The sequence below is a fragment of the Kocuria marina genome (assembly GCA_014652975.1).
Lineage (GTDB): Bacteria > Actinomycetota > Actinomycetes > Actinomycetales > Micrococcaceae > Kocuria > Kocuria marina.
In genome coordinates, this window is the sequence record BMZV01000001.1 from 161199 (window position 1) to 180291 (window position 19093).

Annotated in this window: 14 protein-coding genes; all 14 read right to left on the bottom strand. The window is 68.8% G+C overall.

The window, feature by feature from the left end:
* Positions 1-57: 57 nt before the first annotated feature.
* Positions 58-1656 (bottom strand): glutamine-hydrolyzing GMP synthase, encoded by a 1599-nt coding sequence (gene guaA, locus IE157_RS00810; RefSeq protein WP_193518870.1) that lies wholly within the window; start codon positions 1654-1656, stop codon positions 58-60.
* Between the two features lie 42 nt (positions 1657-1698).
* Positions 1699-2292 carry a DUF3817 domain-containing protein gene (locus IE157_RS00815; protein WP_035965872.1) on the bottom strand — a complete coding sequence of 198 codons (594 nt, stop codon included), beginning with the start codon at positions 2290-2292 and terminating at the stop codon, positions 1699-1701.
* On the bottom strand, positions 2285-3262 hold the full coding sequence (locus IE157_RS00820; RefSeq protein ID WP_193518871.1) for an SURF1 family protein: 978 nt from the start codon (positions 3260-3262) through the stop codon (positions 2285-2287). The genes IE157_RS00815 and IE157_RS00820 overlap by 8 nt, the downstream gene beginning before the upstream one ends.
* A gap of 152 nt (positions 3263-3414) precedes the next feature.
* A complete protein-coding gene (locus IE157_RS00825) occupies positions 3415-4536 on the bottom strand; it encodes a GuaB3 family IMP dehydrogenase-related protein (protein WP_144998366.1) in 1122 nt (373 codons plus the stop codon).
* Between the two features lie 43 nt (positions 4537-4579).
* Positions 4580-6076, bottom strand: coding sequence for an IMP dehydrogenase (gene guaB / locus IE157_RS00830; RefSeq protein WP_193519298.1), 1497 nt, complete (start codon positions 6074-6076; stop codon positions 4580-4582).
* 83 nt (positions 6077-6159) lie between these two features.
* Positions 6160-8301, bottom strand: a complete 2142-nt coding sequence (locus tag IE157_RS00835; protein WP_318281236.1) for an acyltransferase family protein — start codon at positions 8299-8301, stop codon at positions 6160-6162.
* A gap of 45 nt (positions 8302-8346) precedes the next feature.
* Entirely contained in the window at positions 8347-10515 is a 2169-nt protein-coding gene (locus IE157_RS00840) for an acyltransferase family protein (protein ID WP_318281237.1), read from the bottom strand.
* A 36-nt stretch (positions 10516-10551) separates the two neighbouring features.
* Complete coding sequence (locus IE157_RS00845; protein ID WP_193518873.1) at positions 10552-12744, bottom strand: acyltransferase family protein; 2193 nt, start codon at positions 12742-12744, stop codon at positions 10552-10554.
* A gap of 149 nt (positions 12745-12893) precedes the next feature.
* The gene (gene groL, locus IE157_RS00850; RefSeq protein ID WP_193518874.1) at positions 12894-14477 is read right to left on the bottom strand and encodes a chaperonin GroEL; all 1584 of its coding nucleotides are present in this window, start codon (positions 14475-14477) and stop codon (positions 12894-12896) included.
* 107 nt (positions 14478-14584) lie between these two features.
* Entirely contained in the window at positions 14585-14881 is a 297-nt protein-coding gene (gene groES, locus IE157_RS00855) for a co-chaperone GroES (protein WP_035959438.1), read from the bottom strand.
* A 292-nt stretch (positions 14882-15173) separates the two neighbouring features.
* Positions 15174-15929, bottom strand: a complete 756-nt coding sequence (locus tag IE157_RS00860) for an iron ABC transporter ATP-binding protein (protein WP_193518875.1) — start codon at positions 15927-15929, stop codon at positions 15174-15176.
* Entirely contained in the window at positions 15926-16963 is a 1038-nt protein-coding gene (locus IE157_RS00865; RefSeq protein ID WP_193518876.1) for an iron chelate uptake ABC transporter family permease subunit, read from the bottom strand. The genes IE157_RS00860 and IE157_RS00865 overlap by 4 nt, the downstream gene beginning before the upstream one ends.
* Positions 16956-17933, bottom strand: a complete 978-nt coding sequence (locus tag IE157_RS00870; RefSeq protein WP_193519300.1) for an ABC transporter permease — start codon at positions 17931-17933, stop codon at positions 16956-16958. The genes IE157_RS00865 and IE157_RS00870 overlap by 8 nt, the downstream gene beginning before the upstream one ends.
* A gap of 79 nt (positions 17934-18012) precedes the next feature.
* Positions 18013-18993, bottom strand: a complete 981-nt coding sequence (locus IE157_RS00875; RefSeq protein WP_064847325.1) for a siderophore ABC transporter substrate-binding protein — start codon at positions 18991-18993, stop codon at positions 18013-18015.
* Positions 18994-19093 lie beyond the last annotated feature (100 nt).

Genomic DNA, 19093 nt, shown 5'->3' on the forward strand with positions numbered 1-19093 from the left:
GGGGGATGGGGCGGACCGGCGCACCGCAACTAACGATGGCTCTCTACGCGGTGGGGTTCACTCCCACTCGATGGTTCCCGGCGGCTTGGACGTGACGTCCAGGACCACCCGGTTGATCTCCTCGACCTCGTTGGTGATGCGGTTGGACATCCGGGCGAGCAGCTCGGAGGGCAAGCGGGACCAGTCAGCGGTCATAGCGTCCTCGGAGCTGACCGGGCGCAGCACCACGGGGTGGCCGTACGTGCGACCGTCCCCCTGGACGCCCACCGAGTGCACATCCGCGAGCAGCACCACGGGCATCTGCCACACGTCGTCGTCGAGACCGGCGCGCGTGAGCTCCTCGCGGGCGATCGCGTCCGCGCGGCGTAGGATGTCCAGGCGCTCCTCGGTGACCTCACCGATGATCCGGATCCCCAGACCCGGACCGGGGAACGGCTGGCGGCCCACGATGTTCTCGGGCAGTCCCAGTTCGCGGCCCACGGCGCGGACCTCGTCCTTGAACAGGGCGCGCAGCGGTTCCACGAGTTCGAACTGCAGGTCCTCGGGCAGCCCACCCACGTTGTGATGGCTCTTGATGTTGGCGGCACCCTCACCGCCGCCGGATTCCACGACGTCCGGGTACAGCGTGCCCTGCACGAGGAACCGGACGGGCTGGCCGTCCTGGGCCTCGTCGCTGAGCACCTTTTGCTCGGCGGCCTCGAACGCGCGAATGAATTCCCGGCCGATGTTCTTGCGCTTGGTCTCGGGGTCGGTGACACCCTTGAGCGCGGCGAGGAAGCGGTCCTGCTCGCGGGCCACGTGGAGCTTGATGCCCGTGGCGGCCACGTAGTCCTTCTCGACCTGCGCGACCTCGTCCTGGCGCATCAGACCGTGATCTACCAGCACGCACGTGAGACGGTCCCCGATCGCGCGCTGCACGAGGGCTGCAGCCACCGCGGAGTCCACCCCGCCGGAGAGCCCGCACAGGGCCTTGCCGTCACCCACCTGGGCGCGGATCGCGGCCACCTGCTCCTCGATGATGTTGCCCGTGGACCACGTGGGCGTGAGCTGGGCCCCCTCGAAGAGGAAGTTCTCCAGGATCTTCTGCCCGTACGCGGAGTGCTTGACCTCGGGGTGCCACTGCACGCCGTAGAGCCTACGCTCGCGGTTCTCGAAGGCCGCCACCGGGACGCCCTCCGTAGTAGCCAGGGTCGTGAAACCCTCGGGCGCGGCGGTGACCGAGTCACCGTGACTCATCCACACTGTCTGCACGTCCGGGGTGCCGTCCAGGATGGTGCCCACGCCGTCCCCGGAGGTCGCGGCGGCGGTGGCCCCGTACTCGCGCACACCCGTGCGCTCAACGGTCCCGCCCAGGGCGTTGGCCATGATCTGAAAGCCGTAGCAGATCCCCAGCACGGGCACGCCGGCTTCGAACAGTTCGGCGTCCCGTTGCGGCGCACCGGGCGCGTACACGGACGCCGGGCCGCCGGAGAGGATCAGCGCGGCGGGGTTGCGCTGCAGGATCTTCTCGGTGGACCAGGTGTGCGGGACGATCTCGGAGTAGACGTTCGCCTCGCGTACCCGGCGGGCGATCAGCTGCGCGTACTGCGCGCCGTAGTCGACCACGAGTACCGGACGTTGCTCCAGTTCGCTCAGGTTGTCAGGGGATTCACTCACGCGGACAAGTCTAGAACACCGCTCGGACACCCTCGCCCGGTCTCAGTAGCGCCGGGCGGCGCGCGGATTGGCCACGAGTTCGGCCTCCGTGGAGCGGTGGATCTTGCGTTCCACGATGAACGAGAGGAACGGCACCACACCGCCCAGGGCCATCACGACCAGCTGCGCGAACGGCCAGCGCATGAGCGACCACACGCGCAGGCATGAGAGCAGGTAGATCACGTAGAACCAGCCGTGGATGATCAGGATCCACGTGGAGATGTTCACGCCCCCGGCCAGGTTCTCGAGCTCGAGGTCCTGCCAGCCTAGGGCCACGCTCTGCCCCGTGGCCTTGTCCGTGCCGCCCGCGATCAGGTCGTAGCCGAAGCCGTAGCGGGTGATCATCTCCGCGACGAGCAGCAGCAGGAAGGTACCCGAGATCCACGCGCACACCTTGTAGAAGGTCAGCGCGCCGCGGATCTGCGCCTCGGTCCCGCCGAAGCGCCGTCGTGGTTTCAGCGCGGCGGCCTTGGCGCGCACGCTGTCCGGGACGGTCGCGCGCTCGGGGCTGGCGTCCTCGGGCGCGGTGACCCGCACGCCGTCGGTGCGGCGCACCGGGCGGGGCTGGGAATCGGGCTGCGGCGTGTGATCACTCATGACTGGCTCCGTGGGATCGCGGGGTGGAACTCGTGGGCGGGGTGCGCGATTCCGTGCGCACCGCGGGTTGGTCGTCGAAGTAGTAATAGCACTGGTCCTGGGCGTCCCAGTAGTAGTAGGACTGCTCGGCCTCGTCCCAGAAGTAGGCGCCGTCGAAGTAGAAGTACTTCTCGGGGTCCTGCCGGCGCAGGTAGTCGTCCCGCACGAAACGCCACCACATGAAGAACGCGAAGCCCGCGAACACGACCCACTCGATCGCGTAGAACAGGTTCAGGGCGTGCACGGAGGTGTCCGCGGGTTGCTGCTGGATCTGCAGGGGTTCCAGCCCCTCCCCCATGAGCCCGGCCGACACCGCGAGCGTACCCTCCCGGGTCACGGGCGCCGGTTCCGCCGCGGGGTTCTCCGCGAACGCGGCCACGTACCCCGAGTACAGGGGCGCGTCCCACAGATTGCTCAGCTGCGCGGACGCCACGGACGCGACCTGCCCGGCCGGCACGTTCTCGCTCGGTAGCGGGGAGTCCGTGGGCAGGAGTCTGCCGATCACCCGGATCTCGTCCGACGGCGCTCGCGGCACCCGGTCGGCGGAAGCGACCCAGCCCCGGGCCACCGCGATCGAGACGTCGTTATCGGCGACGTCCCAGCGCTGTTGCGAATCGGGGATCGCGAGTTGGGTGACCACCCAGTACCCAGGGTTGCCGTCCTGCAACCGTCCCGGGACCAGCACCGTGGAATCGGGGACGTAGCGCCCGACCGCGGATACCATGTGATCGGCTTGCTGAGCGGTCGTGGCCTCCCCCGGGGAGACCACGTCTCCCAGGGTCGAGACCCGGTCCTTGGCGGGATCCACCACCGTGGAAGACTGCAGGGAAGCGTTCAACTGCCACATGCTCAACACTACGAACAGTGCCGCCACGATCAGCGCGACCGCCAGGAAAGCCAGGGAGCGGGGGCGCAGGGCGGTCTTGAGCACCCCTCAACCCTAGTGCTCCGGGCTGGACGTTTCCCAAATCAGCGGGGGTACGGGCAGCCCCGATCACGGGACGGCCACGGGTCACGGGTCCGTAACGGCCACCGGTTCCCGAGCCGGAAGCGCGGGCGCACCCGCGGCCTGGCACGGGGGGATCAGCTGCGGATCACCACGTCCGCGCGTTGGAACTCCTTGAGCTCGGAGTAGCCGGTGGTGGACATGGCCCGGCGCAGGGCACCGATCACGTTAGAGGAGCCGTCCACGTGGCGCGAGGGCCCGTTGAGCAGCTCGCCCAGAGGACCCACGGTCCCCACGTGGGTGCGCACACCGCGCGGTGAGTGCGGGTTGTGGGCCTCGGGACCCCACAGCCAGCCCTGACCCGGGGCCTCCTCCGCGCGGGCCAGCAGGGTCCCGAGCATCACGGCGTCGGCGCCCATGGCGATGGCCTTGACGATGTCACCCGAGGTGCCCAGACCGCCGTCGGCGATCACGTGGACGTACCGACCGCCCGACTCGTCGAGGTAGTCGCGGCGGGCCGCGGCGACGTCGGAGATGGCCGAGGCCATGGCCGCGTGGATGCCCAGGATGGATTCGGTGCGCAGGGACGCGCCGCCCCCGAAGCCCACGAGCACGCCCGCCGCACCCGTGCGCATGAGGTGCAGGGCCGGGGTGTAGCCCGCGGCGCCGCCCACGATCACGGGAACGTCCAGGTCATAGATGAACTTCTTGAGGTCCAGGGGCTCCTGGGTGCGCGAGACGTGCTCGGCGGAGACCGTGGTGCCGCGGATCACGAACAGGTCCACGCCCGCCTCCAGCACGGTGCGGTAGTGCTCCACGACGCGCTGCGGGGACAGGGAGCCGGAGACGATCACCCCGGACTCGCGGATCTCGGCCAACCGGGCCTTGATCAACTCGGGCTGGATCGGGGCGGAGTACAGCTCCTGCATCCGCCGTGTGGCCTGCGGCAGGTTTTCAGAGCTGAGGTCCGCGATCTCGTCCAGGACGGGCTGCGGGTCCTCGTAGCGGGTCCACAGGCCCTCGAGGTCCAGCACGCCCAGACCGCCGCAGCGGCCCAGGGCGATCGCCGTGGCCGGGGACATCACGGAGTCCATGGGCGCACCCACCACGGGGATGTCGAAGTTGTAGGCGTCGATCTGCCACGAGGTGCTCACGTCCTGCGGGTCGCGCGTGCGTCGGGAGGGAACCAGGGCGATCTCGTCCAGGCTGAACGTGCGGCGTGCCCGCTTGGAGCGCCCGATTTCGATGTCGTAACTCACGAGGGATCCTTTCACCGCGCGGAGAGCGCGGGGGCTGGCGCGATCAGCGCTTGTAGTTGGGGGCTTCCACCGTCATGGTGATGTCGTGCGGGTGGGACTCCTTGAGCCCGGCCGGCGTGATCCGCACGAACCGCCCCTTGTGCTTGAGCTCCTCGATGCTGTGCGCGCCCACGTAGAACATGGTCTGGCGCAGCCCACCGTCCAACTGGTGCAGCACGGACGCGAGCGGCCCGCGATAGGGCACCTGGCCCTCGATGCCCTCGGGGATGAGCTTCTCGTCGTCGGCCACGTCCGCCTGGAAGTAGCGGTCCTTGGAGTAGGACGTGTTCTTGCCGCGCGACTGCATGGCCCCGAGCGAGCCCATACCGCGGTACGCCTTGAACTGCTTGCCGCCCACGAACACGAGTTCCCCGGGGGACTCGTCGCAACCGGCCAGCAGGGAGCCGAGCATCACGGAGTCCGCACCGGCCACGAGCGCCTTGCCGATGTCGCCGGAGAACTGCAGCCCGCCGTCGGCGATCAGCGGCACGCCCGCGGGGATGGTGACCTGGGCGGCCTCGTTGATCGCGGTGATCTGCGGGACGCCCACGCCCGCGATCACGCGGGTCGTGCAGATGGAACCCGGACCCACACCCACCTTCACGGCGTCCGCGCCGGCATCCACGATCGCCTGGGCGCCCGCGCGGGTCGCGGCCTGCCCGCCGATGATGTCCACGTGGGCGGCGGCGGAGTCCTTCTTGAGCCGGGCGATCATGTCCAGCACGCCCTGGGAGTGACCGTTGGCGGTGTCGATGAACAGGGCGTCCACCCCGGCCTCCACGAGCGCCATGGCGCGCTCGTAGCCGTCGCCGAAGAAGCCCACGGCGGCACCCACGCGCAACCGGCCCTCGTCGTCCTTGGTGGCCAGCGGGTACTGCTCGGCCTTGGTGAAGTCCTTGACCGTGATCAGCCCGGTCAGCCGGTCCTGGTCGTCCACGAGCGGCAGCTTCTCGATCTTGTGCGTGGCCAGCAGCTTGTGGGCCTCGTCTCGGCTCATCCCCACGTTGCCCGTGACGAGCGGCATGGGGGTCATCACGTCCCGCACGAGCCGGGTCTCGAAATCGCTCTCGGGCAGGTAGCGAGTGTCCCGGTTGGTGATGATCCCGAGCAGCTTCTGGGACTCGTCCACCACGGGCAGACCGGAGACCTTGTAGTAGCCGCACAACCGGTCCAGTTCCGCGAGCGTGGCTTCCGGGGATACCGTGACCGGGTTGGTGATCATCCCGGACTCGCTGCGCTTGACGCGGTCCACGTGATCCGCCTGGTCCTGGATGGACAGGTTGCGGTGGATCACGCCGATCCCGCCCTGGCGGGCCATGGAGATGGCCATGGCCGATTCCGTGACGGTGTCCATCGCGGCGGAGAGCACGGGGGCCTGCAGCGTGATCCGGCGCGACAGGCGCGTGGTCGTGGAGGCCTCCGACGGGATCACGTCCGTGTTGCCGGGAAGCAACAGCACGTCGTCGTAGGTCAGTCCGGTGAAGCCGAACGGGTCGTCCATGAGGGCCGTGGGCACGGGTTCAGACACGAATAATCCCTTTCACGCGAGAATGTCCCCACCAGTCTACGGCGCGCGCCGAGGGCTCACTCCGCGGCCACCCCCGGTGTGACCTGGACCGCGCGGACCAGGGTGTCGTGCAACAGCGGGGCCATGCTGCGCGTGTAGTCCCACGTGAGGTGGTGCGAGTCGAGCCACACAGCCACATTGCCGATCACGGGTGCACACACGTCCACTGGACAGATCAGGTCTGTGGGGTCGATCCCCACGAAGCCCGGAATGCTGTCTAGGCTCGAGGCGGGATCCGTGTCCCCGAGAACGGTCTGCCGTGCAACTCGGCAGGATTCGTCGTCCCGGCCCTTCTCCGCGATGCAGCGGGTGGGGTCGAAGTCCAGCCGGGGGTTGTCCCGGAATCCCACCACTATGCTGCCCTGCTCCGTAAGGTCCTGGGTGAGCTCCTCGAGCCCGCTCACCACGTGCTCGGCGCCCCCGTCCATGAGCTCCGAGCGGGTGGAAGTGGTCATCACAACGTCCGGTTTCAGGACCTCGAGGTAGTCCATGACGGCCTCGTTTCCATCGCGGCACGTGCTCGACTGACCCTCCACCCCGAAGCCGCACCCGGGTTGCAGCACCGAGATCAGCTGCCAGTTCTCCTCCTCCGCCACCGGGATCACCGCGCCCATGTACTGCTCCATGTGGGAGTTGCCAACAACGGCCACCACCTTGGTCGGGTTCTCCACCTTCTCCGTCTGCCGACAGAAACCCTGGGCCGTTCGGTTTGCACTCTTGTACTCTCCCTCGCAGGCGCGGGGCAATCCCACCCACTGGTCCTGCATCGAGGCAGGCAGTACGGGCGCGTTCTCGTCCCCCGTGAACTCGTAGCCGGGTTCCAGCACCCGAGCCCCCGGGTTGTTGAGTTCAGCCCGCGCCTCGAGCTGGGCCGTGCGGTGACGCTCCACCGCAGACCACGTGCCGGCGCTCGCCAGCACCAGACCCATGCAGATCACAATGACCAGAGCGAGCCGCCAGTTCCTCGCCTCCGGCCACTTCCACCGCTTCAACGGGTTCTCCACGAACTTCGTCAGCAGCAGCGCCAGCACGATCGAGACCACCACGAGCGCCACACCCGAGCGCGGCCCCGCCACAGGCCGCTCCCGGACCACCAGGTAGGTAATCAGCAGCGGCCAGTGGACGAGGTAGAGCGCGTAGGCGGCGTCGCCCATCTTCACCACCGGGGCCCACGAGAGGAACCTGTCGACCCCGACCGGCAAACCGGACTGCCCCGCCACGATGATCGCCGCCGCCGACAGCAGCGGCCACAGCGCGATCCACCCGGGGAATGCGCCCTGCACATCCACGAGAATGCCAACAAGGACCATGCTCACAAAACCTCCCCACCCCAGGACCAGCCGCACCGCACGGGGAAGCTTCACATAGGGAATGGCGAGCGCCACCAGGGACCCCAGGGCGAACTCCCACAGCCGGGCCCTGGTGTCGAAGTACGCGAACTCCTGGTGCGTGGCCGTGGAGAGCACCGAGAAGGCCAGCGAGGCCGCGAACACCAGCCCGAAGCATGCGGCCAGAACGGGGACGCTGCTGTGGCCCGTCCGGCGCTTGTCCAGCCACGCCAGGCCGAAGATCAGCGGCCACAGCAGGAAGACCTGCCCCTGGACCGAGAGGGACCAGAAGTGCTGGAACGGCGAGGCCGAGGAGTGGTCCGCCGCGTAGTAGTCCACCGCGTTGAAAGCGAGCGTCCAGTTCTCGAAGTACAGGATCGAGGCCACGCCCTGAAAACGGAAGTCCGCCACGTCCTGTGCGGGGTACAGCCACCACACGAGGAACAGCGTGGCCAGGATGACCACGGTCGCCAGCGGCAGCAGCCGCTTGAAGGTGTGGAGCCAGTAGCGGCCCAGCGCCAGGGGACGCCCGCCCTCGAGCTTGCGGACGAACGAGAGGGTCATGAAGAACGCGGAGATGAACAGGAAGACGTCCACACCACCGGACACCCGGCCCATGAACACGTGGTAGACGACCACCAGGAGCACGGCCACGGCCCGCAGCCCCTGCACCTCGGGGCGGAACCCCGAGAACCGGGCCACACGGGCCGCGGCATCCGAGGATCCCGGGGACGCGGACGCGGTCGGTGCCCCGGCGGAGGAGACGTTCCCCCAGGGCGCGGGCGCCGAGGACGGCGCAGCGGTGGCTGAGGTCTCGTCACGGGGAAGCACGCAGGCCATCGTAGACGTTTCCCCCAGTCGGGTGGCAGGCGGGACTCAGCGGGGCGCGTCGAGACCCGCTCCACCGTCCGCGCTCATCGCCTCCGCGGTGCGCTCTGCGAAGATCGGCGCGGTCGTGGCCGAGTACATGCCCGTGATGTGGTCGTCGTCCAGGTACACGTACACGTTGCCGATCACGGGGTGGCACTGCTCGCGCGGGCAGATCACGTCCGTCATGTCCACGGCCGAGAACCCGGGCAGCACCTCCGCGAGGGTCTGCTGCGGGTCCTCGGTGCCCAGCATCGGGTGGGTGCCCACGCACTGCGGGGCGTCCTCCCCGTTCTCCACGGCGCACTCGGACGGTGGCTGCGAGAAGCGGGGGACGTCGCGGATGCCCACCACGTCGATGCCCTGGGACACGAGGTCCCGCACCCGGGTCTCCAGACCGGCCTTCCAGAACTCCCCGTCCACGTTGGTGAAGGTTCCCTGGACGAACATGAGACCGGGGTGCACGGCGTCCACCATGGGCTGCGTCCCCTCGAACCATCGGTCGCACGTCTCGAACGGAGGTTGCTCCTCGGCCACGGTGTAGTAGCACCCGGGCTGGATGTAGTTCACGACCCGCCAGTTGTTGGCCTCGGCCAGGGCGGTGATGGCCGGCAGCCAGTGTTGCGCGTGGCTGTTACCCGTGACGAGCACGGTCTCGGCGGGGTTCTCCGCGGCCCTGGTCTCGTGGCAGAACTGCCGGAACTGCTCGGGCAGCTGGATGTCCTCGGGGCATGCGCCGCCCAGCTCCGCCGCGCTGCGGGACAGGTCCTCGGGCAGCGGCAGCGTGGGTGCTTCCGGGTCCCCCGCGAACTGGAAGCCGGGCAGCAGGGACACCGCGCCCGGGTTGTTCTCGGTCGCGTTCCACGTGAGCTGTTGCGTGCGGTGGCGTTCGACGGCGCTCCAGGCCCCCGCGGCGGCGACCACGAGTCCCATGCACACCGCGATCACGAGGCCCATGCGCCACTTCCGGGCCTCGGGCCACGCCCACCGCTTCATCGGCGCCTCGACCCACCGGGTCAGCGCCAGGGCCAGCACGACCGAGAGCACCACGAGCATCACACCCGAACGGGGGCCGGCCTCGGGGCGCTCACGGAGCACCAGGTAGCTGATCAGCAGCGGCCAGTGCACCAGGTAGAGCGCGTAGGCCGCATCCCCGAGTCGCACCACGGGGCCCCACGAGAGGAACCGGTCGAAACCGATCGGCGATCCCGTCTGCCCCGCCACGATGATCGCCGCCGCCGACAGCAGCGGCCACAGTGCGATCCACCCGGGGAACGCACCCTGTACGTCCACGAGGATGCCCACCAGGACCATGCTCACGAACCCGGCCCAGCCCAGCAGCACCCCCAAGCCCCGGCCCACGCGCAGGTAGGGCACCGCCAGGGCCAGCAAGGAGCCCAGTGCGAATTCCCACAGGCGGGCGCGGGTGTCGAAGTACGCGAACTCCTGCCGCGACGCCGTCGTCACCACGGAGAACGCGAGCGAGGCGACGAACACAAGGCCGAAACACCCCGCCAGCACGGGTACGCAGCTGCGCCCCGTGCGCCGTTTGACGAACCACGCGAGCGCGAAGATCAGCGGCCACACCAGGAAGACCTGACCCTGCACCGACAGGGACCAGAAGTGCTGGAACGGGGACGCCGTCGAATGATCCGCGGCGTAGTAGTCCACCTGGTTGGCGGCCAGCGCCCAGTTCTCGACGTACAGGATCGAGGCCACGCCCTGGGACCGGAACTCCGCGACGTCGGTGCGCGGGAACACGAACGCCACGAGGGCCAGCGTGCCCAGGATGATCACCGTGGCCAGCGGCAGCAACCGCTTGAAGGTGTGCAGCCAGTACCGGGCCAGCCCCAGCGGACGCCCACCTTCGATCCGGCGCACGAAGGAGAGGGTCATGAAGAACGCCGAGATCAGCAGGAAGATGTCCACGCCACCGGAGACCCGGCCCATGAACACGTGGTAGATCACCACCAGCAGCACGGCCACCGCCCGCAGCCCCTGCACCTCGGGACGGAATCCCGAGTACCGGGCCACCCGGGTGGCCGAGGCGGAGGAGCCCGGGGGCGCGGAGGCGGTGGGCATCCCGGCGGAGGAGACGTCCGTCCACGGGGCGGGGGCCGTGGTGGGTGACCCGGGGGCCGGCGGAACTGTCGTGACGGATCGATCGGGGGGAAGCACGCAGGCCATAGTAGACCTCCCCCGCCTGACAAGGAGTTACTCGGGTAACGCGATCCCCGTGATCCCGTCCTGCTGCAGGGCGTCCGAGACCCGCTGGGCGAAGCTGTGGGAGGCTGAGGCCGCGTACATCCCGGTGAGGTGGTCGTCGTCGAAGTACACGATCACGTTGCCCACGGCGGGCCGGCACGCGCCGTCGGGACACACGACGTCGGTCATGTCCACGGGCGCGAAACCCTCCAGTTCGGAGCCCAGGTGCCGCTGGGGGTCGGGGGTGTCGAGCATGGGGTGCACGATCTCGCACTCCGGGGACTCGAGGCCGCGCAGCGCGGCGCACTCGGCCGGGGCGTCGTGGAACCGCGGGGTGTCACGGATGCCCACCACCTGGATGCCGTCCGCCACGAGGGCGCGCACGCGGGTCTCCAGGCCCGGTTTCCACGTCTCCCCGTCCGGCTCACTGAAGGTGCCCTGCACGAACACGAGGTTCGGGTCCGCGGCGGCGAGCATCTCGTCGCTGCCCTCGAACCAGGTCGCGCACGCCTCGGCGTCCTCGAGTTCCGCGGCCACCGTGTAGGAGCACCCGTGCTGGATGTAGGCGAGCACGCGCCACCCGTTCGCGCGGGCCAGGGGTTCGAGCGCGGGGACCCAGTGCTGCATGTGGCTGTTGCCGATCACCACCACGGTGCGGGCGGGGTCCTCCGTGGCCACGGGCTCGCGGCAGAACTGCCGGAACTGCTCGGGGAGGTCGACGTCCTCGGGACAGCCCCCACCCAGGTCCGCGGCGCTGTGGGGCAGTTCCTCGGGGCGCGGCAGCGCGGGCGCGGTCGGGTCGCCGTGGAACTCGTAGCCCGGCAGCAGGGCGACGGCGCCGGGGTTGTTCGCGGACGCGTTCTCCCCCAGGCGCTGGTTGCGCTGCAGCTCCGCCCGTTCCCACGTCCCGGCGATCCCGGTCACGAGCCCCACGCACACCGCGATCACGAGCCCCGCGCGCCACGACCGGGCCTCGGGCCACGACCACCGTTTCAGAGGTTCTTCGAACCAGTGCGTGAGCACGAGGGCGAGTGCGATCGAGGCCAGCACGAGGGCGGTTCCCGCGACGGCTCCGGCGTCCGGGCGGTCGCGGATCACCAGGTAGGTGATCAGCAGGGGCCAGTGCACGAGGTAGAGCGCGTAGGCCGCGTCCCCCAGGCGCACGACCGGACCCCATGAGAGGAACCGGTCGAAACCGATCGGCGATCCCGTCTGCCCGGCCACGATGATCGCCGCCGCCGAGAGCAGCGGCCACAGGGCGATCCACCCGGGGAACGCGCCCTGCACGTCCACGAGCACGCCCACGGAGATCATGCTCACGAATCCGAGCCACCCCAGGAGCACCCCCGCCACCCGGCCGACCCGGACGTACGGGAGCGCCAGGGCCAGCAGGGAACCGAGCGCGAACTCCCACAGGCGGGCGCGGGTGTCGAAGTACGCGAACTCCTGCCGGGACGCCGTCGTCACCACGGAGAACGCCAGGGAGGTCGCGAAGACGAGACCGAAGCAGCCCGCGAGGACGGGCACGCAACTGCGGGCGGTGCGGCGTCGCCACCACCACGCGAGGGCGAAGATCAGCGGCCACACCAGGAAGACCTGACCCTGGACCGACAGGGACCAGAAATGCTGGAACGGGGACGCCGTCGAGTGGTCCGCGGCGTAGTAATCCACCTGTTCGGCAGCGAGCGCCCAGTTCTCCATGTACAGCACGGACGCCACACCCTGCGAACGGAACTGGGCGATCTGCGTGGCCGGGAAGAACGCCCACAGCGCGGCGAAGGTGAGCAGGATCGTGAGCGTGGCCAGGGGTAACAGGCGTTTGAACGTGTGCAGCCAGTACCGGCCCAGTCCAAGAGCCCGGCCACCCTCGATCCGGCGCACGAACGACAGCGTCATGAAAAAGGCGGAGATCAGCAGGAAGATGTCCACGCCGCCGGACACCCGGCTCATGAACACGTGGTAGATCACGACCAACAGCACCGCGACCGCCCGCAGCCCCTGTACCTCCGGGCGGAATCCCGAGTACCGGGCCACCCGGGCCGCGGCATCGGCGGGGCGCGCGTCCCGCGGTGCCGCGGGTCCGGTACGGGGGTGGGCGCCGTCGTCCGCGGAGGTGACCCCGGAAGCGACCGCGGCGCCGGTCACGGAACCGGCAGCGCTCGACCCGGGATCGTGCGAGGAGCGCTTCGGGGCGGACGGCATTGATTCAGCCAAGGGGGCGCCGCGGCAGGATGCGAACCGTTCGCGGTGCGGGTCCTTACGCGACACGACATGGGAAAAGGCGGCCCACTCCCGGGAGGAGTGGACCGCCGATTCCCGGTCACCCACCGAGGTGGGCGGGGTGGGACGCGTCAGGCGTCCTCGCCCTTGTGCTCGGCCACGAGCGTCTCGGTGGTGAGCACGAGCGCCGCGATGGACGCCGCGTTCTGCAGAGCGGAACGGGTGACCTTGACGGGGTCGATGATGCCCGCGGCGAGCAGGTCCTCGTACTCGTCCGTCAGGGCGTTGTAGCCGTTGCCGGGCTCGAGGTCCGCCACACGCGCCGCGACGACGTTGCCGTCCTGACCCGCGTTCTCCGCGATCCAGCGCAGGGGCTGGGTCAGGGCGCGCCTCACGATGGTCACGGCCGTAGCCGCGTCCCCGGTCAGACCGAGGTCCGTGCCGTCGAGCGCCTTGGAGGCGTGGACCAGCGCGGAACCGCCGCCGGCCACGATGCCCTCCTCGAGGGCCGCGCGGGTCGAGGACACGGCGTCCTCGATGCGGTGCTTGCGTTCCTTCTGCTCGACCTCGGTCGCGGCACCGACCTTGATCACCGAGATGCCACCGGCCAGGCGCGCGAGGCGCTCCTGGAGCTTCTCACGGTCCCACTCGGAGTCCGTGCGGGCGATCTCCGCCTTGATCTCCGCCACGCGCTCGGCCACGGCCTCCGAGGAGCCCGCACCGTCCACGAGCGTGGTCTGGTTCTTGGTCACGGTGATCCGGCGGGCGTTGCCCAGCTGGGACACGTCCACGCCCTCGAGCGAGATGCCGAGCTCGGGGGTGATCACGGTCGCATCCGTGAGCACGGCCAGGTCCTGCATGATCGCCTTGCGGCGGTCACCGAAACCGGGGGCCTTCAGGGCCACGACGTCGAGCGTGCCGCGCAGCTTGTTGACCACCAGGGTGGACAGGGCCTCGCCCTCGACGTCCTCGGCGATGATGGTCAGCGGCTTCTTGGCCTGCAGCACCTTCTCGAGCACGGGCATGAGGTCCTGGACCGAGGAGATCTTGCCCTGGAACAGCAGCACGAAGGTGTCGTCCAGGACGGCTTCCTGGCGCTCCGGGTCCGTGACGAAGGACGGGGACAGGTAGCCCTTGTCGAACTGCATGCCCTCGGTGACGTCCAGCTCCACCTCGGTGGAGGAACCGTCCTCGATGGTGATCACACCGTCCGTGCCCACGGTCTCGAAGGCGCGGGCGATCAGTTCGCCGATCTCCATGGACTGCGCGGAGATCGCGGCCACGTGGGCCACGTCCTTGCCCTCCACGGGGCGGGCGTTGTCGAGCAGACGCTGGGCCACGGTGGCCACGGCCGCTTCCACGCCGCGCTTGATGTCGCTCGGGGCCGCTCCGGCGGCCACGTTGCGCAGACCCTCCTTGACGATGGCCTGCGCGAGGACGGTCGCCGTGGTGGTGCCGTCACCGGCGACGTCATTGGTCTTGGTGGCCACTTCCTTGGCCAGCTGGGCGCCGAGGTTCTCGTAGGGATCCTCGAGCTCCACCTCACGGGCGATGGTCACGCCGTCGTTGGTGATGGTGGGTGCGCCCCACTTCTTGTCCAGGACCACGTTGCGCCCGCGGGGGCCCAGCGTGACCTTGACGGTGTCGGCCAGTCGGTTGACACCGGATTCGAGCGCTTTGCGAGCGGCGTCGTTGAACACCAACTGCTTGGGCATGTGTGCTCCTTACGAAACGAGAAGGGTGTGGAAATGACGGCGCGGTGCCCCCGTGGCCCGTTCTCGGGCGAACGTCCGGGCACCGCGCACGAAAGTCGTTGCGGGGATTACTTCTCGATGACGGCCAGCACGTCGCGCGCGGGGAGCACCAGGTACTCCTCGCCGTTGTACTTGACCTCGGTCCCGCCGTACTTGGAGAAGATGACCACGTCACCCTCCTTGACGTCCACGGGGATGCGGTTGCCCTTGTCGTCCACGCGGCCCGGGCCCACGGCCAGGACGGTGCCTTCCTGCGGCTTCTCCTTGGCGGTGTCCGGGATGACCAGACCGGAAGCGGTGGTCTGTTCAGCGGCCAGCGGCTGAACCACGATGCGATCCTCGAGAGGCTTGATGGAGACCGACACGATCTCTCCCTTTCTTCTAGGCGTGTGAGACGGTGTGCGAACGCGCCGTGTCATGGGGTCCCATGACCGCGTCCGCCACAGGCCAGTTGGCGTGCCAACCGTCGTCGCGGTGCCGATTGAGCGCCTGGCCTTTAGCACCCTCACCATGAGAGTGCTAATCATCACTGTAGGGAGACGGGCCGCGCGCGGTCAAGGCGCGCCCGCCGCGCTCGTCTCTGGGCACAATCCGCGGGTACGACGCCGCCGTCCCCGCGGCCGCGTCAGTCGAGGCCGGCGAGCCGTCCGTGCCGCGTCAGTAGTAGACCGCGAGCCGCCCGTGGGGACCGTCGTGGCACGTGACCGGGGTGTCGAACACGCGCGTGAGGGTCTCGTCCGTCATGATCTGCTCGGGCGGGCCGAACTCCACCACGCGACCGTCCTTCACGGCGCAGATCCAGTCCGAGTAGTGGCTCGCGAAGTTGATGTCGTGCAGCACGATCAGCACGGTGCGTCCGAGCTCGTCCGCGACGCGGCGCAAGTGATGCATCATGTGCACCGAGTGGCGCATGTCCAGGTTGTTCAGGGGCTCGTCCAGCAGGAGGTACTCGGTGTCCTGGCACAGCACCATGGCCACGTAGGCGCGCTGGCGCTGACCGCCCGAGAGCTGGTCCAGGTAGCGGTTCTGCAGGGGTCCCAGGTCGAAGAATTCGATCGACTCGGAGATGATCCGCTCGTCGTCTCGGGTGATCCGCCCACGCGTGTAGGGGAAGCGACCCAGCGCCACGAGCTGGCGCACGGTGAGCCGCGCGGTGAAGTGGTTCTCCTGGCGCAGCGTGGAGACGACCTTGGCGAGTTCACGCGGCGGCGTCCTGCTCACGTCGTGACCGCCGATCTCCACGGTGCCGGCCTCGGGACCCAACAGGTGACCCATCATGGTCAACAGCGTGGACTTCCCCGCGCCGTTGGGCCCCACGAGCGCGGTCACGCCACCGGCGGGGATCTGCAGATCCACCGGCCCGATCGCCAAGTCCGTGCCGTACTCCTTGACCAGTCCGGTCAACTGGATCACAGTCTGCCCCTCCTCAGGATCACGAAGAGGAAGACACTGCCACCCACCAGCTCGATGATGATGGACACAGCGCCCTCCGCGTAGAAGACGTTCTTCAGGACGAAATAGGCCCCGGACAGCACCGCGAAACCGATCAGCGCGGCCATGGGGAACACGTAGCGGTGGTCGTGGGTGTCCGCGAACTGGTACGCCAGGATCGCCACGAGGAACCCCAGGAACGTCATGGGCCCGATCAGGGACGTGGAGACCGCCATCAGAATGGACACCCAGAACAGGGTGAGCAGCAGCTCCCGGCGGTGGTCCATGCCCAGGTTCGTGGCCACGTCCCGCCCCATAGCCATGACATTGAGCGTGCGGGAGTGCACGTACAGGGCCACCGTGGCCACCACGCACAGCGGCACGGCCAGCGGGAAGTACCCGGGATCCGCGTTGGCCACCGAGCCGAACAAGCGGGCGCTGAGCACGTCGAACTCGCTCGGTGCGAGCAAGCGCTGCATGAAGGTGGACACCGCGCCGAGCCCGCCGCCCAGGACGATGCCGATCAGCAGCATCACCTGCACGTTGGCGTACTTGCCCGAGAGCAACCAACTGTAGAGCCCCAGCGCGAACACGATCATGAGGCTCACCTGCAGGGCGTACTGCGGCAGCCCCTGCACCGCACTGACCCCCACCGCACCCAGGAAGTAGACCGCCGAGGTCTGGATGAGCACGTACAGGGACTCGAAACCCATGATCGACGGCGTGATGATCCGGTTGTTCGCGGCGGTCTGGAACGCGACCGTGGCCATGGCTTGGCTCACCGCCACGATCAGGATCACCACCACGCTCGTGGCCCGGGACTCGGCGATCCGCCAGAACCCCGGAGTGCCGAACGGCAGGGGGTTGTCCCACGTGAGGATGCCCGCGCAGAACACGAGTCCCGCCACGAGCAGGGATAGCGCGGTGATCCAGTAGCGGCGACGGTGGGCCGGGGAGACGAAGGCCCCCGATCCAGTGCGCGCCCGGTCGTGGCGCAGCGCGGTCACCTCAGACATGGCGCCGGCTTCGCAGCAACAGGGCGATGAACACCGCAGCGCCCACGATGCCCAGGATCAGGGACACGGGGACCTCGAACGGCGCGATAATCGTGCGCCCGATCAGGTCACACACCGTGACCAGGCCGATCCCGAGCAGGCACACCCACGGCAGGTTGGAGCGCAGGTCGTCGCCCCGGAACAGGGACACCACGTTGGGCACGATCAACCCCAGGAACGGCAGGTTGCCCACGACCACCGTGACCACGCCGGTGGCCGCGGCCACGAGTCCGGTGCCGATCAGGATGATCCGGTTGTAGTTCAATCCCACGTTGGTCGCGATGTCCTCGCCGAGTCCCGCCACGGTGAGCCGGTCCGCGGTGATGACCACGAGCACCGCCACGAGTGCCACGACCCAGAGGGTCTCGTACTGGCCGCGCAGCACGGACGTGAAACTGCCGGCGAACCACACGCCCAGGTTCTGCAACCGGTCCGTGACGAGCGCCAGGTAGGTGGAGATCGACCCCACCACGGCCCCGAGCATGATCCCCACGATCGGCACGATCAGGGAGGAACGCAGCGTAACCCGGCGCAGGAACGCGAAGAACACCATGGTCCCCACGAACGCGGCCACGATCGCGCCGATCATCCGCGCACTCAACCCGGCGTCCGGGGCCAGGATCATCATGAGCAACAACCCCAGCCCGGCCCACTCGGTGGTGCCCGTGGTCGTGGGTTCCACGAACCGGTTCTGGGTGAGCAACTGCATGACCAACCCGGACATGGCCATCGCGGCACCGGCCAGGACCAGGGCCACCGTGCGGGGAATCCGGGTCAGACCCAGGAACTGCTCACCCTGGGCGTCCGAAAGGTCCGCGACCCCCGTGACCAGGGACAGCCAGAGCAGTCCCAGGACCACCAGCAGGGCGAGCCAGAACTTCCAGTCCCGGGCCACCCCCGTGCGGGTCGGACGTTGTGCAGTGAAGACCATCACGTGTGCTTCCTGGATCATGCCGAAGCCCCGCGGGAGGCTCCCGCGGGGCGTCGGTGGTCGTGCGGGGTGGGAGGGATCAGTTGCTCCGGCCTCCCAGTTTCTCCGCGATGTCGTCGAGGATCTCGGTGTAGGTCTGGATCCCCTCGTTCGTGTAGGTGTCCGCGGGCAGGTAGACCACGTTGCCGTTCTTCACTGCGGGGACGTCCTTGAGGGCCTCGGACTTCTCGATCACCTCGGACGCCGGGCTAGCACCCTCGGAGGTCTTCACGCCCGCGTCACGGTCCAGCACGATGAGCAGTTCCGGGCGGGACTGGGCGATGGCCTCCACGGAGATGTCGTCCCCCTGGTGGTTGTCGGAGCCCTCGACCTTCAGCGCGGGCTGCAGCCCCACCATGTCGAACAGCGGGCCGATCGTGCGTCCCTTGCTCGGTGCCACGTACCCGATGTCACCACCGGAGACGATCACGCCCATCGTGGACTGGCCGTCGTAGGCGTCCTTGGCGCGCTGGGCGGCCTGGTCGAGCCCGTCGGTGAGTCGGCGGGCTTCCTCCTGCTTGCCGAAGACCTCGCCCAGGGCCGTGGTCTGGCGCTTGAGTTCCTCGTCCAGCGGCTGATCGTCGCGCGGATCCAGTTCCAGCATGGCGGCGTCCGGGACGAGCTTTTTGATGTCGTCGTAGTACTGCGCGAAGCGCTGCCCGTTGATCACGAGGTCCGGGTCCACCCCGGCGATCGCCTCGAGATTCGGTTCACGGTGCGAACCCAGGTCCACCACGGCGTCGTCGTTCGCATAGGAGATGCCGTTCGGGATCAGCTGCTTGGGGGCGGCCTTGAGCTGTACGCCCCAGTCCGCGAGCGTCTCGAACACCCGGTTGTCGGTGGCCACCACGGACTGCGGCGGTGCGGGAACGGTCTGCTCGCCCTTGTTGTCCGTGACGGTCACGGTGGCCGAGGACGCCTGGGTGTCGGAGGCGTTCTGGGCGTTGGCACCGCATCCCACGAGGGCCAGTGCCGCCACGGCACTCAGCGCCACACCGGGGATCAATCGGTTCATGGACATGGATCTTCTCGCAATCTCGCGGGGTCGTCTGTTACGGGCGGCCAGCCACTAGGTGAGCCTAACCTAATTAGGGATGCGGATCGTAATGTAAATGGCTCTG

What these genes read in the sequence shown, in the direction of transcription:
- IE157_RS00815 (WP_035965872.1), bottom strand. Translation starts at nt 2,292, where the DNA reads ATGAGTGATCACACGCCGCAGCCCGATTCCCAGCCCCGCCCGGTGCGC.
- IE157_RS00870 (WP_193519300.1), bottom strand. Translation starts at nt 17,933, where the DNA reads ATGGTCTTCACTGCACAACGTCCGACCCGCACGGGGGTGGCCCGGGAC.
- groL (WP_193518874.1), bottom strand. Translation starts at nt 14,477, where the DNA reads ATGCCCAAGCAGTTGGTGTTCAACGACGCCGCTCGCAAAGCGCTCGAA.
- guaB (WP_193519298.1), bottom strand. Translation starts at nt 6,076, where the DNA reads ATGGACGACCCGTTCGGCTTCACCGGACTGACCTACGACGACGTGCTG.
- IE157_RS00875 (WP_064847325.1), bottom strand. Translation starts at nt 18,993, where the DNA reads ATGTCCATGAACCGATTGATCCCCGGTGTGGCGCTGAGTGCCGTGGCG.
- IE157_RS00865 (WP_193518876.1), bottom strand. Translation starts at nt 16,963, where the DNA reads ATGTCTGAGGTGACCGCGCTGCGCCACGACCGGGCGCGCACTGGATCG.
- IE157_RS00845 (WP_193518873.1), bottom strand. Translation starts at nt 12,744, where the DNA reads ATGCCGTCCGCCCCGAAGCGCTCCTCGCACGATCCCGGGTCGAGCGCT.